The 14,366-nt window shown below is 35.1% G+C and carries 10 protein-coding genes and 2 tRNA genes; 5 read left to right on the plus strand and 7 right to left on the minus strand.

Annotated elements, in window-relative coordinates:
* Positions 1-83 precede the first annotated feature (83 nt).
* Both yaaA and recF read left to right on the plus strand, forming a co-directional pair.
* Positions 84-452 carry a S4 domain-containing protein YaaA gene (gene yaaA, locus HMPREF2766_RS09600; RefSeq protein ID WP_000455868.1) on the plus strand — a complete coding sequence of 123 codons (369 nt, stop codon included), beginning with the start codon at positions 84-86 and terminating at the stop codon, positions 450-452.
* A 2-nt stretch (positions 453-454) separates the two neighbouring features.
* Positions 455-1,552 (plus strand): DNA replication/repair protein RecF, encoded by a 1,098-nt coding sequence (gene recF / locus HMPREF2766_RS09605; RefSeq protein ID WP_070569593.1) that lies wholly within the window; start codon positions 455-457, stop codon positions 1,550-1,552.
* A 52-nt stretch (positions 1,553-1,604) separates the two neighbouring features.
* Here the strand turns inward: recF and guaB are convergent, their stop codons facing one another.
* The gene (guaB, locus tag HMPREF2766_RS09610) at positions 1,605-3,083 is read right to left on the minus strand and encodes an IMP dehydrogenase (RefSeq protein ID WP_000073405.1); all 1,479 of its coding nucleotides are present in this window, start codon (positions 3,081-3,083) and stop codon (positions 1,605-1,607) included.
* A gap of 162 nt (positions 3,084-3,245) precedes the next feature.
* Complete coding sequence (gene trpS / locus HMPREF2766_RS09615; protein ID WP_000165481.1) at positions 3,246-4,271, minus strand: tryptophan--tRNA ligase; 1,026 nt, start codon at positions 4,269-4,271, stop codon at positions 3,246-3,248.
* 195 nt (positions 4,272-4,466) lie between these two features.
* On the opposite strand from trpS, the gene HMPREF2766_RS09620 reads away from it, so the two are divergent.
* Positions 4,467-6,089, plus strand: a complete 1,623-nt coding sequence (locus tag HMPREF2766_RS09620) for an ATP-binding cassette domain-containing protein (protein WP_000958796.1) — start codon at positions 4,467-4,469, stop codon at positions 6,087-6,089.
* Positions 6,090-6,150: 61 nt separating this feature from the next.
* Entirely contained in the window at positions 6,151-8,703 is a 2,553-nt protein-coding gene (locus tag HMPREF2766_RS09625) for a YfhO family protein (protein WP_070569597.1), read from the plus strand.
* Positions 8,704-8,724: 21 nt separating this feature from the next.
* Here the strand turns inward: HMPREF2766_RS09625 and HMPREF2766_RS09630 are convergent, their stop codons facing one another.
* Positions 8,725-11,379, minus strand: coding sequence for a YhgE/Pip domain-containing protein (locus tag HMPREF2766_RS09630; RefSeq protein WP_070569599.1), 2,655 nt, complete (start codon positions 11,377-11,379; stop codon positions 8,725-8,727).
* A 128-nt stretch (positions 11,380-11,507) separates the two neighbouring features.
* Between HMPREF2766_RS09630 and HMPREF2766_RS09635 the strand changes: the two genes are divergently transcribed.
* A complete protein-coding gene (locus tag HMPREF2766_RS09635) occupies positions 11,508-12,050 on the plus strand; it encodes a TetR/AcrR family transcriptional regulator (protein WP_070569601.1) in 543 nt (180 codons plus the stop codon).
* Positions 12,051-12,083: 33 nt separating this feature from the next.
* On the opposite strand, the gene HMPREF2766_RS09640 is transcribed toward HMPREF2766_RS09635, so the two are convergent.
* The 4 genes from HMPREF2766_RS09640 to comD all read right to left on the minus strand — a co-directional run bounded on the left by HMPREF2766_RS09640 (position 12,084) and on the right by comD (position 14,354).
* A tRNA-Asn gene (locus tag HMPREF2766_RS09640) sits at positions 12,084-12,157 on the minus strand.
* A 5-nt stretch (positions 12,158-12,162) separates the two neighbouring features.
* A tRNA-Glu gene (locus HMPREF2766_RS09645) sits at positions 12,163-12,234 on the minus strand.
* Positions 12,235-12,285: 51 nt separating this feature from the next.
* On the minus strand, positions 12,286-13,038 hold the full coding sequence (gene comE, locus HMPREF2766_RS09650) for a competence system response regulator transcription factor ComE (protein ID WP_000866079.1): 753 nt from the start codon (positions 13,036-13,038) through the stop codon (positions 12,286-12,288).
* Positions 13,035-14,354 (minus strand): competence system sensor histidine kinase ComD, encoded by a 1,320-nt coding sequence (comD, locus tag HMPREF2766_RS09655; protein WP_000054555.1) that lies wholly within the window; start codon positions 14,352-14,354, stop codon positions 13,035-13,037. Before comD ends, comE begins: the two co-directional genes overlap by 4 nt.
* Positions 14,355-14,366: the final 12 nt, after the last annotated feature.

The following is a 14,366-nucleotide window of genomic DNA, read 5'->3' on the forward strand; positions in this document are numbered from 1 at the left end:
AGTAAAACCGTTTTCATTTCAGCTAACTTTCCTTCAGCTATTTCAAGGAAAATATGGTATAATACCAAAGATTGAGGTGAATTATGGAATACAAATTATTTGAAGAATTTATTACACTCCAAGCCCTCCTAAAAGAGATTGGAATTATACACAGCGGTGGTGCTATCAAATCCTTTTTAATAGATCATCAAGTTTACTTTAATGGCGAGTTAGAAAGTAGACGTGGGAAAAAAATCCGTATTGGAGATACGATTGACATTCCTGATTTAAAGATTGACATCACCTTGACAAAACCAAGTTTAAAAGAGCAAGAAGAGTATCAAGCAGATAAGATTGAGAAAGAGCGAATTGCTAAACTTGTCAAAGAGATGAATAAAGGTGTCAAGAAAGAAAAACAAAAAACTTCTTCATCGCCTAAAACCAAACAAGTTCCACGTTTTCCAGGAAGATAACCATGTGGCTCCAACATTTAACAATTAAAACCTTTCGAAACTACAAAGAGGCAAAAATTGATTTCAATCCAAAATTAAATGTCTTTCTAGGTCAAAATGCACAAGGAAAAACCAATATTCTAGAAGCAATCTATTTCTTGGCCTTGACACGTAGTCATCGGACTCGTACAGATAAAAATCTCATTCATTTTGATAACGAGCAACTCCATCTTTCTGGCTTGCTACAGAAAAAAACAAGCTCTATCCCTCTAGAAATTGATTTAACACCAAAAGGGCGTGTGACCAAGGTCAATCACTTAAAACAAGCTCGCCTATCAGACTACATCGGACATATGAATGTTGTCCTCTTCGCACCTGAAGATCTCCAGCTAATTAAAGGAGCGCCTTCTGTCCGTCGAAAGTTTATAGACATTGAACTGGGACAAATAAAACCAATCTACTTGTCAGACTTGTCAAACTACAACCATATACTCAAGCAGAGAAATACCTACCTAAAATCCAGCCAGAAGATTGACGAAACATTTCTGTCAGTCTTAGATGATCAGTTAGTAGAGTATGGTTGTCGCGTTATAAAGCATCGGATAAAATTCATTAAAGACTTAGAGAAATTTGGTCAAAAAAAACACTTAGAAATTTCAAATAAATTAGAAGAGTTGTCAATATTTTATCAATCATCTGTCAACTTCACTGATGAAGAACAGCTAACACGTTCTTTTAAAATTGCTTTGGAGAAAAGCAGATCCAGAGACTTATTTAAAAAGAATACTGGAGTTGGCCCTCATCGAGATGATATTTCTTTTTATATCAATGGTATGGATGCTAGTTTTGGAAGCCAAGGTCAACATCGTAGCCTTGTTCTTTCTATAAAACTGGCGGAAATTGAGCTAATGGAAAGTATTACCAACGAGTCTCCAATACTACTGCTTGATGATGTTATGAGCGAACTTGACAATACACGGCAACTAAAATTACTAGAAACCATTTCACAATCTATCCAAACCTTCATTACAACAACAAGTTTAGACCACTTACAAAACTTGCCAGAAAACCTTAGTATTTTCAACATTCAAAATGGTAAAATTTCTGTAAATCAAAATTGACAACTATGTAAACAAAAAGAACTCCTGGATTTCAGGAGTTCTTTTTTACTTCTTACATGGAGTAGTTTGGTGCTTCATTAGTAATTTGTACATCATGAGGATGGCTTTCTTTTAGACCAGCCCCAGACATTTCAATAAATTGTGCATTATCATGTAGTTCTTTAAGGTTAGCTGCACCACAGTAACCCATACCAGAGCGAATACCACCAAGCATTTGGAAGACAATATCAGCTGCTGCGCCTTTATAGGCAACACGACCTTCAATTCCTTCTGGAACGAGTTTGTTTGCTTCATTGACCGCACCTTGGAAGTAACGGTCACTTGAACCTTTCTTCATTGCAGCGATTGATCCCATACCACGGTAAGTCTTAAACTTACGTCCTTGGAAGATTTCCGTTTCACCTGGTGCTTCATCTGTTCCAGCAAACATTGAACCAAGCATAACTGCATTTCCACCTGCAGCAAGGGCTTTTACAATATCTCCAGAGTACTTGATTCCACCATCAGCAATGATTGTTTTACCATATTCGCGCGCAACTGCTGCCGCATCATAAATTGCTGTCACTTGTGGGACACCCACACCTGCAATCACACGAGTAGTACAGATAGAACCTGGTCCAATCCCTACTTTGACAACATCCACACCCGCATCATAAAGAGCACGCGCACCTTCTGCAGTTGCAATATTACCAGCAATCAAAGTGCGATCTGGGAAGTGAGCACGAATTTCAGCAATTTTACGTAGAACCCCAGCAGAGTGACCATGTGCAGTATCAATAACAATTGCGTCAGCCCCTGCTTCAAAGAGAGCCTCTGCACGTTCAAATGTATCTGAAGTGACACCCACCGCACCAGCAACTAGAAGACGACCAAATTCATCTTTGGCAGCATTTGGAAACTCAATAACTTTTTCAATATCCTTAATAGTAATCAAGCCAGAAAGACGGCCTTCTTCGTCAACCAAAGGAAGTTTTTCAATACGGTGTTCTTGAAGAATATGTTCAGCTGTTGCAAGATCTGTACCAACAGGGGCAGTGACAAGATTTTCACTGGTCATATGGTTTGAGATTGGTTGATTGTAATCTGAAATAAAGCGAAGATCTCGGTTTGTTAGAATACCAACCAATTTACGATTTTCAAGTGTCTCCACAACTGGAACACCACTGATACGGTAACGTCCCATCAGTTCATCTGCTTCAGCAATCGTGTGTTCTGGAGTCAAGAAGAATGGATCAATAATAACACCATTTTCAGAACGTTTTACCTTACGAACTTCATCTGCCTGTTGCGCAATAGACATATTTTTATGGATTACTCCAAGACCACCCGCACGAGCAATAGCAATAGCCATTTGACTTTCTGTGACTGTATCCATGGCGGCTGTTATAATTGGGATATTTAAAGTCAGATTATCTGCCAATTTTGTTGTTAAATCTGCATCATTAGGCAACACATGACTTTCTGCTGGAATTAGCAATACATCATCAAAGGTAAAACCTTTTTTTAAAAATTTAGTATCCCAATTAGACATTGAAGTTTCCTCTTTTCTTTCTTTTTGAGCTTGACTCTTTTTGTATTGTATCTATCATACCATTCTATGAAAATTTGTCAATTATATTTATGGTAGAAATCATAAAAAAACTATCCCTGTGATCCTATGGAAGAGATAGTTTTACGATTCATATTTTATCTATTATTTAAAATAATTTAGTCCCATTGCTCCCTTAACTTCAGATAGAGTTTGCCCCGCAACCTCACGCGCTTTCTCACTACCTTTTTGAAGCATATTGTACACTTCTCCCATATCCTTAGCAAATTCGATACGGCGCTCACGAATAGGGCCAAGTTCCCGTTCTAATATTTCAAGTAGATAACGTTTCGTCTTCACATCACCAAGACCACCACGTTGATAATGTTCTTTCATATCTGCAATGTCTTGAGCATCTTCTGGACGACCAAACACATCTAGATAATGGAAAACCATATTTCCTTCAATCTTACCTGGATCCTCAACCCGAATATGGTCTGGATCAGTATACATGCTCATGACTTTTTTACGCAACGTATCCGCATCATCAGCTAGATAAATACCATTATTAAGGGATTTAGACATTTTAGCATTTCCATCTAAACCAGGCAAACGTCCTGCTCTCTCATTTTCTGGATAAATACCTTCCGGTTCCACCAAGACATCACAGTTATATGCGTTGTTAAAAGAACGAACAATCTCGCGAGTCTGCTCAATCATTGGTTTCTGATCTGTCCCAACAGGAACATAATTAGCCTTGAAGGCAGTAATATCTGCTGCTTGCGCAATCGGATAAACCAAAAATCCTGTCGGAATACTTTCTCCAAACCCTTTTTGAGCAATCTCTGTTTTTACTGTCGGATTTCGTTCCAAACGAGCTAGTGACACCAAATTCATATAGTACATAGATAGTTCAGCCAACTCTGGGATTTGGCTTTGAATAAAGATAGTTGACTTACTTGGATCTAATCCAACTGCTAGGTAATCTAAGGCAACATTCCCAATCGATTCTACAATCGTTTGAGGATCTTTGGCGTGATCTGTCAATGCTTGTTGGTCCGCCAAAAAAACAAACATCTCATACTTGTCTTCTTCCTGAAGTAATACTCTGTTTCTAAGGCTCCCAACATAATGTCCAATATGCAGTTTTCCTGTTGGGCGATCTCCTGTTAAAATAATGGGTTTTGTCATTTTTTTCTCCTTCGAAATGGTCTCTTCAATTATAGCATTTTTTTGTTAAAATAACAGAAAATTATTAAAATCAAACAACTAACTCATTGTAAATAAACCTGTAAACTTAATTGACACAAAATTGACAAACAAAAATTTGAATATTTCTCTCTTTTCTAGTAGAATAAATATATTACATATTATAGGAGAAAAACATTGCTTACAGTATCTGATGTTTCACTACGTTTTAGTGATCGCAAACTTTTTGATGATGTCAATATCAAATTTACAGAAGGAAATACATACGGATTAATTGGTGCTAATGGTGCTGGGAAGTCTACATTCTTAAAAATCTTAGCTGGTGATATCGAGCCAACAACTGGTCACATCTCTCTTGGTCCAGATGAACGTCTCTCTGTTCTCCGTCAAAATCATTTTGACTATGAAGATGAGCGAGTTATTGATGTCGTCATTATGGGAAATGAAAAACTTTACAACATCATGAAAGAAAAAGATGCCATTTACATGAAGGAAGATTTTTCCGATGAAGATGGTGTTCGTGCAGCTGAACTTGAAGGTGAATTTGCTGAACTTGGAGGTTGGGAATCAGAAAGTGAAGCATCTCAATTACTTCAAAACCTAAACATTCCAGAAGAATTGCACTATCAAAACATGAGCGAATTGTCTAATGGTGAAAAAGTGAAGGTTCTCCTTGCTAAAGCCTTATTTGGTAAACCTGATGTTCTTCTTTTGGACGAGCCAACCAATGGTTTAGATATCCAATCGATTACTTGGCTAGAAGACTTCTTGATTGACTTTGATAACACCGTTATCGTTGTATCCCATGACCGTCACTTCTTAAACAAAGTATGTACTCATATGGCCGACCTTGACTTTGGAAAAATCAAACTCTATGTCGGAAACTACGACTTTTGGAAGGAATCTTCTGAGCTTGCTGCTAAATTGCTAGCAGACCGTAATGCCAAGGCAGAAGAAAAAATTAAGCAATTGCAAGAATTCGTTGCTCGCTTCTCTGCCAACGCTTCTAAGTCAAGACAAGCAACGTCTCGTAAAAAAATGCTTGACAAGATTGAATTAGAAGAGATTGTTCCTTCTAGTCGTAAATACCCATTTATCAACTTTAAAGCAGAACGTGAGATTGGTAATGATCTCTTGACAGTAGAAAATCTAACTGTAAAGATTGATGGCGAAACTATCCTAGACAATATTAGTTTCATCTTGCGTCCAGGTGATAAGACAGCTCTTATTGGACAAAATGACATCCAAACGACTGCATTAATTCGTGCAATTATGGGTGACATCGACTATGAAGGAACTGTCAAGTGGGGAGTTACTACTAGCCGTTCTTACTTGCCAAAAGACAACTCGGCTGATTTTGCAGGAGGAGAGTCAATCCTTGACTGGCTGCGTCAATTTGCAAGTAAAGAAGAAGATGACAATACCTTCCTACGTGGTTTCCTTGGTCGTATGCTCTTTTCTGGAGATGAGGTTAACAAAACTGTAAACGTCTTGTCAGGGGGAGAAAAAGTACGTGTCATGCTTTCAAAACTCATGCTCTTGAAATCAAATGTCCTTGTACTTGATGATCCAACAAATCACTTGGACTTGGAATCTATCTCAAGCTTGAACGATGGATTGAAAAACTTTAAAGAATCAATCATCTTTGCCAGTCATGACCACGAGTTTATCCAAACTTTGGCAAACCATATCATTGTTTTGTCTAAGAATGGCGTCATTGATCGTATTGATGAAACCTACGATGAATTCCTAGAAAATGCAGAAGTACAAGCAAAAGTTAAAGAACTTTGGAAAGATTAAATTAGACTTCAAAACTCAGTTGGGGTAACCAACTGAGTTTTCTATCATTCTACGAGGTAACATGAAATCATTTTTTAAAACATATTGGACCTATTTTGTTTCTTTCATCATTCCTTTAGTAATTATGACTGGAGTATACCTAACTCAAGGTATCTACTGGAATAGCGATGCATCTCCACTATTAGGAGACGGTTTCCATCAATACGTTATTTTTGATGTGGCTTTACGAAATATTTTACATGGAAATGGTAGTTTGTTTTACACCTTTACAAGTGGCCTCGGACTGAATTTCTATGCTCTATCTAGTTATTACTTGGGTAGTTTTCTCTCACCTCTGGTTTACTTTTTTAATCTGTCGAATATGCCAGATGCTGTCTATCTGACCACTCTCTTAAAATTTGGATTGATTGGTCTGTCAACCTTCTTTAGTTTGACTAGATTATTTAAAGATATCCCAAAATTTTTAAAACTTGCCTTATCTACTTCCTATGCTCTAATGAGCTTTACCGTTAGTCAGTTAGAGATAAAAACCTGGTTAGATGTTTTTATCTTGATTCCTTTAATTATAACTGGTTTATACCTACTTATAACACAAAAGAAGCGCCTACTATACTTTACAAGTTTGTCAATCTTATTTATTCAAAATTATTATTTTGGGTATATGACAGTATTGTTTCTTATTTTCTGGTATCTCTGCCAAATTTCTTGGGACTTTAAAACTCGAAAATCATCTTTTCTTGATTTTGTTGTTACCTCCTTTTTAGCTGGAATGGCTAGTTTGATTATGACTCTTCCTACACTGTTTGATTTACAAACTCATGGAGAGAAGTTGACTGCCATCACAAAATTAAAGACAGATAGTAGCTGGTATTTGGATATTTTTGCAAAACAATTCATTGGATCTTTTGATACAACTAAATATGGATCTATACCAATGATTTTTGTTGGATTGCTTCCTTTTATTTTGACCATTCTATTTTTCACAATAAAATCCATAAAGTTTCACGTGAAACTTACCTATGCAATTTTCTTTACTTTTTTAATAACAAGCTTTTACATAGAAGCACTTGATTTATTTTGGCAGGGGATGCATACCCCAAATATGTTTTTGCATCGCTATGCTTGGATTTTTTCCACTCTGTTAATTTATACTGCAGCAGAAGTATTAAATCGTCTGAAAGAACTGAAGCTATGGAATCTATTTGTCTCACTTTTTCTTGTACTAACAGGATTTTTGGCTACTGTCTATTTTAAATCACACTATTCTTTTTTAACTGATTTGAATATCCTGCTCACTCTTGAATTTCTACTAGTTTATGCTCTTTTACTTCTTGCAGTCATTAGAAAATTTATCTCTATAAATCTATTTGCAATTCTTTTGTCTTTATTTATAACAGTTGAGATAAGCTTAAATGCTTCATCTCAAATGGAAGGAATAGCTAAAGAATGGGCCTTTGCTTCTCGTAGCGCCTATAATAGAGATATCACCGCTATGGAATCCATTCTAAACCAAATTGACAATCCATTTACACGTACTGAAAAACTGCAAATTCAGACTGGAAATGACAGTATGAAATTTAACTACAATGGAATCTCTCAATTTTCGTCTGTACGAAATCGCTCAGCTAGCACTAGTTTGGATAAACTGGGATTCAAATCCTCTGGAACCAACCTCAATCTCCGTTATGTAAATAACAGTCTTTTAGCAGACAGTTTATTTGGAATCCAGTACAATATTTCTGAAACTTCACTTGATAAGTATGGCTTTCAAGAGATTTATCAAAAGGATCATTTAACCTTATATAAAAATCAACTCTCTTTACCCATTGCCTTTGCCACTCAATCTATTTACACAGATGTAAACTTTAACAATCACACTCTAGATAATCAGGCTTTATTTATAAACCAGCTTGCTAATCTCAACTTAGATTACTTCTCCCAAATAGCATATGATAAAACAGATAATTCAGATGGTTTAACGAGCATCACAGGTTCTGCGAATGAAGATGCAAAGATTGATTATCAAATTGAGGTTCCTCAAAATAGTCAAGTCTATCTCTCTTTTTCAAATCTTCATTTTACGAATGATAAACAAAAGAAAGTTGACATCATTGTCAACGGTGAAAAAAAGACTTTTACAACTGACAATGCATTTAATTTCTTTAATTTAGGTTATACTGAAGAACAAAAAACTTTCAATATCAGTATTAGTTTTCCTGGAAATTCTCAAGTATCATTTGAATCACCGACCTTCTATCGTTTAGATACTCAGGCTCTTACTGAAGCAATCCAAAAAATTAAAGAACAACCTGTAGAAGTATCCACCTCTAAAAATAAAGTCTTTGCTACATATGAAGTAAAACAAGATACCTCTATTTTCTTCACTATTCCTTATGACAAAGGTTGGTCTGCATACCAAGATGGGAAAAAACTTGAAATCAAGCAGGCTCAGACTGGTTTTATGAAAGTTGATGTTCCAAAAGGAAAAGGCACCATTACACTTTCCTTTATCCCCAATGGTTTTGTTATTGGAGCAGCCTGCTCACTAACTGCCCTTCTTCTTTTTGGGATCTATAATCACAGACGAAATTTATCTAAGACAGAAAAAGATTGACCAAGGAATTGGTCAATCTTTTTAATCTTCTTCCATTTTCTTAGGTTGATAAGCTAGCATACCTAAAGCAGTAAAGAAAGCTAGTGTTATAATAAGGAAAATCACTTGGTGATGAATATTTCCTGTCATAGAGATTGTTTGTCGTAAGCCTGATACAGAATAACTCATTGGTAACCAAGGATTGACACCTTTGAAGAAATCATTTGTCAAAGCAAGGGGATAGGTCCCTGCACTTGATGCTAACTGTAATAAAAGTAAAATAAGAGAGAAGAAAGCTCCAATACGGCTATTCCAAGTTGTTAAAGCTGTCACCATAGACATGAAAGCTAAACTTGTGATTATAATTAGAATCAAGGTCCTCATCTCATGGTTCGCAGTCAATCCAATAAGATGGACACCTCCATAAACTAAAACACCTGCTAAGACAGCTATAATCCCATTTATTTCAGAGCGAGACTTCAACCAAGCCCAACGACTCTCTGGATGACGTCCAGAAGGCAACTTAGCAAAAATCATATTGGTAGATATAGCAGCAACAAAAAGAGCAACTGATATCATATAAGGAGCCATAGCAATCCCATTTACAGGGACTTGGTCATTGTCTGTTTTTGAGAGAACTAGAGGTTCAGATAATGTTTCTGCATTTTTAGATTCTGTCGAAGCTGATTTAAGTTGATTATTAGCATTGCCTAATCCTTGTCCTAATGAATCAACTCCTGTCTGTAAATTTTCAAGACTAGAGGTTAAGGTTGTTCCACCATCTGCTAGTTTTCCAGCACCATCTGCAATCTTCATAGCGCCACTTCCTAGTTGAGATGCTGCAGAAAGTAACTGTGTTGATTTATCTGTTAATTGACCAGAGCCAAATTGTAATGTAGTAAGACCTGCTATCAGCTCTGGGCTCTTATTGTTCAATTGAGCAGAACCAGATGACAAACTTTCTATACCTGATACTAATTCTGGAGCTTTTCCAGCTAACGCATCTACTCCAGCTGTCAAGGTTGATGTATTTTCTGTCAACTTACTTAATCCAGAAACTAATTTATCTAGACTAGTTGTTAAACTTGTATTCTTTTCACTTAGTTGATTAGCACCAATAGAAATAGTATCCAGTCCTTTAGTATAGTTTACAACACCTTTTTCAATTGACTGACTTCCAGGAACTAACTGATTATTTACAGAAGTTTGTAATGTTGTAAATCCATTTGACAATGTTGTCAAGGAGCTAGATGCTGCAGGTAAGAGTTGATTTGCTTTCGTCTGCACATCAGATAGATTAGATACTTGTTGTTCTGAATTCTCTATACTTTCTTTTAATCCTCCTACTGTCATTAAAATTGTTTTTGCCGACTCAATAGTAGAATTAGAATTTTTAGAAATAGCTTCTGTCAGTTCTTTCTTTTGTTCCTCTGTAAGAGATTGATAAGTAGCTGTTGATTGAAGGTTTGCAAGAGTTTTCTCTTGTTCTGTCTGACTTTTGGTCACAATATCCTGAGCAAGAGTTGTTAGATTTGGCAAAGCTTCTGACAATGTACTTTTCAGTTGAGTATTATCTGATATTGTAAGAGCTTGTAGTGTTTTATTTAGTTCTCCTAAGCTTGTTGCCAATTGCGCTATTTCTTCATTTTGTTGAGATGAGGACTCTAATTGGCTTGAAATTTCTTTAATACCAGTATTTAATTGCTCCATTCCATCTCTTAGTGTATCTGATTGATTGGATAATTGACTTGTTCCGTTAGAAAGTTCTTTCACACTATTTGTATAAGCATTTACACCAACTGAAAATTGATTGAGACCTGTATCCAGTTGTGAAACGCCACCTGTATAAGACTTTATACCTGTATTTAGCTGATTTACACCTGTCACCAACTCAGGAGTTTTTGAAGCTAATTGACCAAGTCCAGTGTCAACTTGTGAGACAGCATTTGTATAACTTTGTAAACCACTATTAAAAGTTCCTAAACCAATATGTAATTGCTCTATAGCAGACACATAGCTAGATAAGCCTTTTGTAAATTGATCCGCTCCATTTGAAAAAGTTACACTTGAGTTAGCTAGAGTATTAAGATTTGTTGTCAATGTTTGACTTCCCGTCACCAACTGATCGGCTCCATTAGCTAATTGTTCACTTCCTTCAGCTGCCTTATTTATTCCAGACTTCAAATCATTCATTTTTTGAAATAAAGCCTTAGTGTACGTTTCAGTAACATTAGTAGAGACGGTTTGTTTTAATTGTGTCATTGCAGAATCACTCATCTTACTTGCAATAAAGCTATGCCCACTTGACGTCTGATAATCAATCTGCATCTGTTCAGGATGATTCGTTAGGATAGAAGTAGCTTTTTCAGATAGATCACTTGGTAAAGTCACTACCATGTAGTAGTCACCATCTTCTAGTCCTTTTTCCCCTTCCTCTTCATTAACAAAGTGAAAATCTAAAGCCTTATTTTCTTTTAAATTAGACACCATGTCATCACCAATTGTCATTGTCTGTCCATTATAAGAAGCTTCCTTATCTTTATTGACAACTGCCACAGGTAACTCCGATACTTGACCATATGGATCCCACATGGACGATAAAAATATAATGTTGTATAAAGCTGGAATGAGAGAAATCCCTATCATTACAATGATAAAGGTCGGTTTTTTAAATATTGCTTTCCATTCTTTAAACATGTTTCCTCCTTTTTTACACATATTGTCTAAATTTTTGATATAATAGATTATACATTAAAAAATCTAAATTACAAGATAAAAAATACTTTTTTAGACATATAGTCTATTTTTGTGTACGAGGAGAAATTATGAAAGAAAGTAACAAACGTTTAAAAACAAAACGAATTATCGAAAATGCCATGGTTCAATTATTGATGGACCAGCCCTTTGATCAAATTTCTACTGTCAAGTTAGCAGAAAAAGCCGGAATTAGTCGTTCCAGCTTTTACACTCACTACAAGGATAAGTATGATATGATTGAACTCTACCAAAGTAAGCTATTTCATACCTTTGAGTATATTTTCCAAAAACATGCTCATCACAAAAGAGATGCTATTTTAGAAGTATTTGAATATTTAGAGTCTGAGCCACTCTTGGCTGCACTCTTATCTGAAAATGGGACAAAAGAAATCCAGAATTTCTTGAGAAATAAGCTTCACATTATGCTTAGCACCGACCTTCAGAAACGCTTTATGAAACTACAACTCACTCCAATTGAATTAGAATACAGTAGTATTTATCTAACAAATGCCCTATTTGGTGTTTGCCAGACTTGGATTGCTCGTGGAAAAAAAGAAAGTCCGCAAGAAATGACAGACTTCCTTATGAAAATGTTAGGTGATGTCAACTAAAAAAAGAACACCAATGGTGTTCTTTTTATCTGACTCCGCCAGTAGGACTCGAACCTACGACATCATGATTAACAGTCATGCGCTACTACCAACTGAGCTATGGCGGATAAAATAGTCCGTACGGGATTCGAACCCGTGTTACCGCCGTGAAAAGGCGGTGTCTTAACCCCTTGACCAACGGACCATCTATCTGTAGCAGATATAACCATTATATCAATTTCTTACTAATTGTCAATCACTTTTTAGATTTTTTCTCTAGAATATCTTTTAGTTTGCGGACTTTTAAACGAGTAATTGGACAACGATGATCTTCATAAAAGACAACTTCTAAATTCTTTCGATCAATTTCTCTCACATTTCCCACATTGACAAGGAAAGATTTATGGGAGCAATAAAATCGCTGGGTATGTTTGTCCTTTTCCTGAATATCTGTCATAGTTCCATAGAATTCTTTTGCAAAATTCTTACCAATAATCCGAAGTTTATGAGAAACTCCTGTAGTTTCGATATACAAAATGTCATGGTAAGGAATTTTCAAATCATTTCCTTTATAGTTGTAATCAAAATAGTCTACAACATCTTCGTTTTCAAGCAGCATGCTCTTAGTGTAAAAAATACTCTGCTCGATGCGTTTTTTGAACAATTCATCATTAATATCTTTATCAACAAAATCTAGGGCTGATACCTGGTATTTGTACGTTAAGGTAGCAAATTCAGATCGACTAGTAATAAAGACAATAATAGCATAAGGATTGTGATGACGGATAAATTGAGCCACTTCAAAGCCTTTTTTCTCGATTCCATGAATATCGATATCTAGGAAATAAAGCTGGTTTACTTCATCATTTTCGATATATTCCTTAAACTCACGAACTTTTCCTGTTGTCTTATATGAAATAGGAATATTCGATTCTTCTGAGATTTCATTCAATATTCTCTCTAGTCTCACTTGATGTTCAATAACATCTTCTAAAATTAATACTTTCATTCGAATTCCCTCTTAAATCTAATAATTTGTCTAAATGTGTTGTCTTCCATCTCTGTTTCTAAAATAATGTTGTCATACTTATCTAAAATCTCCTTGACATTATTAAGTCCTAGACCTCTATTTCTTCCCTTGGTAGAGAAACCTAAGGCAAATAAATCCTCTGAAGGCGTCATAGTGATTTTGCATGAATTCTGGATAACTATAACTGTTTCAAAATCCATTTTAATGACTGCAACTTCCATTTGTTTCAAATAACTATCTGCAGCACCTTCAACAGCATTGTTTAATAAAATGCTCATGATACGAACAAGATCAAGTAAATCTATTGACAGTCTAGTAATGATATCCTTTACTTCCAATGTAAACTCTACATCATTTTTTCGTGCATAGACAATCGATTGAGCAATTAAACTTCGTAAAGCAGAATCTTCTATATTATTTAAATCAAAGTAAGTATATTTTTCTGACCTCAATTTCTGATTTGCTTTTACTAAGACTTCATTGTAAACCCTGTTAATTTCTTGTAAATCTCCACTGTCAATCGCCATTTGCATGCTAACAAGCATCCCTGCATAGTCATGACGAAAACCTCGAATTTCATTATACAACTCCACAATTTCATCAGTATAAGTCTGTAAATGCTTTTGTTCAAATTTCTTTTGTTTTAGAGCAATCTCTTTTTCAATTTGAACCTTGTGAGAATTCATTGCAAAGAAAATCAATAACAAGCAAATAAAAACAATGGTTGATAAAATACTTCCGAAGCTATTTAAATGATGAGTTGTACTTACTATATCTGAAATAAACAATAAAATATGCAAACCAAAGAAAGCAACTATTACTTTTTTTAAAAAAGGGTACAGATAATCTTTATCAAAATAAGTAAGTTCTAAATGGAAATAAGTAATAATTTTTTTAATAATAAAATATGTTAGTAATAGTACTCCTAAATAAAACATCACTTCATGTTCTATCACAAAAGCATCACCTGTTATAGAGGATAGGGTTACTGATAAAAAAGTATGTGTACTATGATATAATAAAGACAATAGTAAACTGATAAACATTCCTTTATGCTTATCATACTTCTTTAAAACTACTATAGAAGTATATAGAATAAAAGGAAATATAAACTTTTCAATCCCTAACCCAGCTAATGAAATAAAGTCAAAGAAAAATTCAGCTACAGACTGATATACAAATATACAAGCTATAAATAAATATCTTTCTTTTTTAGTTACTTTACAAATTAATTCATAGCTTATTGTTAAAATAAAAATATGAAGAATAACTATTCCAAATCCTAATAAACTCATCCTATCACCCTA

Source organism: Streptococcus sp. HMSC076C08, from assembly GCF_001810825.1.
GTDB lineage: Bacteria > Bacillota > Bacilli > Lactobacillales > Streptococcaceae > Streptococcus.

Excerpts from the sequence above, each read along its gene's own strand:
- yaaA (WP_000455868.1), top strand. The coding sequence starts at position 84 with ATGGAATACAAATTATTTGAAGAATTTATTACACTCCAAGCCCTCCTA.
- recF (WP_070569593.1), top strand. The coding sequence starts at position 455 with ATGTGGCTCCAACATTTAACAATTAAAACCTTTCGAAACTACAAAGAG.
- guaB (WP_000073405.1), bottom strand. The coding sequence starts at position 3,083 with ATGTCTAATTGGGATACTAAATTTTTAAAAAAAGGTTTTACCTTTGAT.
- trpS (WP_000165481.1), bottom strand. The coding sequence starts at position 4,271 with ATGACAAAACCCATTATTTTAACAGGAGATCGCCCAACAGGAAAACTG.
- HMPREF2766_RS09625 (WP_070569597.1), top strand. The coding sequence starts at position 6,151 with ATGAAATCATTTTTTAAAACATATTGGACCTATTTTGTTTCTTTCATC.
- HMPREF2766_RS09630 (WP_070569599.1), bottom strand. The coding sequence starts at position 11,379 with ATGTTTAAAGAATGGAAAGCAATATTTAAAAAACCGACCTTTATCATT.
- HMPREF2766_RS09635 (WP_070569601.1), top strand. The coding sequence starts at position 11,508 with ATGAAAGAAAGTAACAAACGTTTAAAAACAAAACGAATTATCGAAAAT.
- comE (WP_000866079.1), bottom strand. The coding sequence starts at position 13,038 with ATGAAAGTATTAATTTTAGAAGATGTTATTGAACATCAAGTGAGACTA.
- comD (WP_000054555.1), bottom strand. The coding sequence starts at position 14,354 with ATGAGTTTATTAGGATTTGGAATAGTTATTCTTCATATTTTTATTTTA.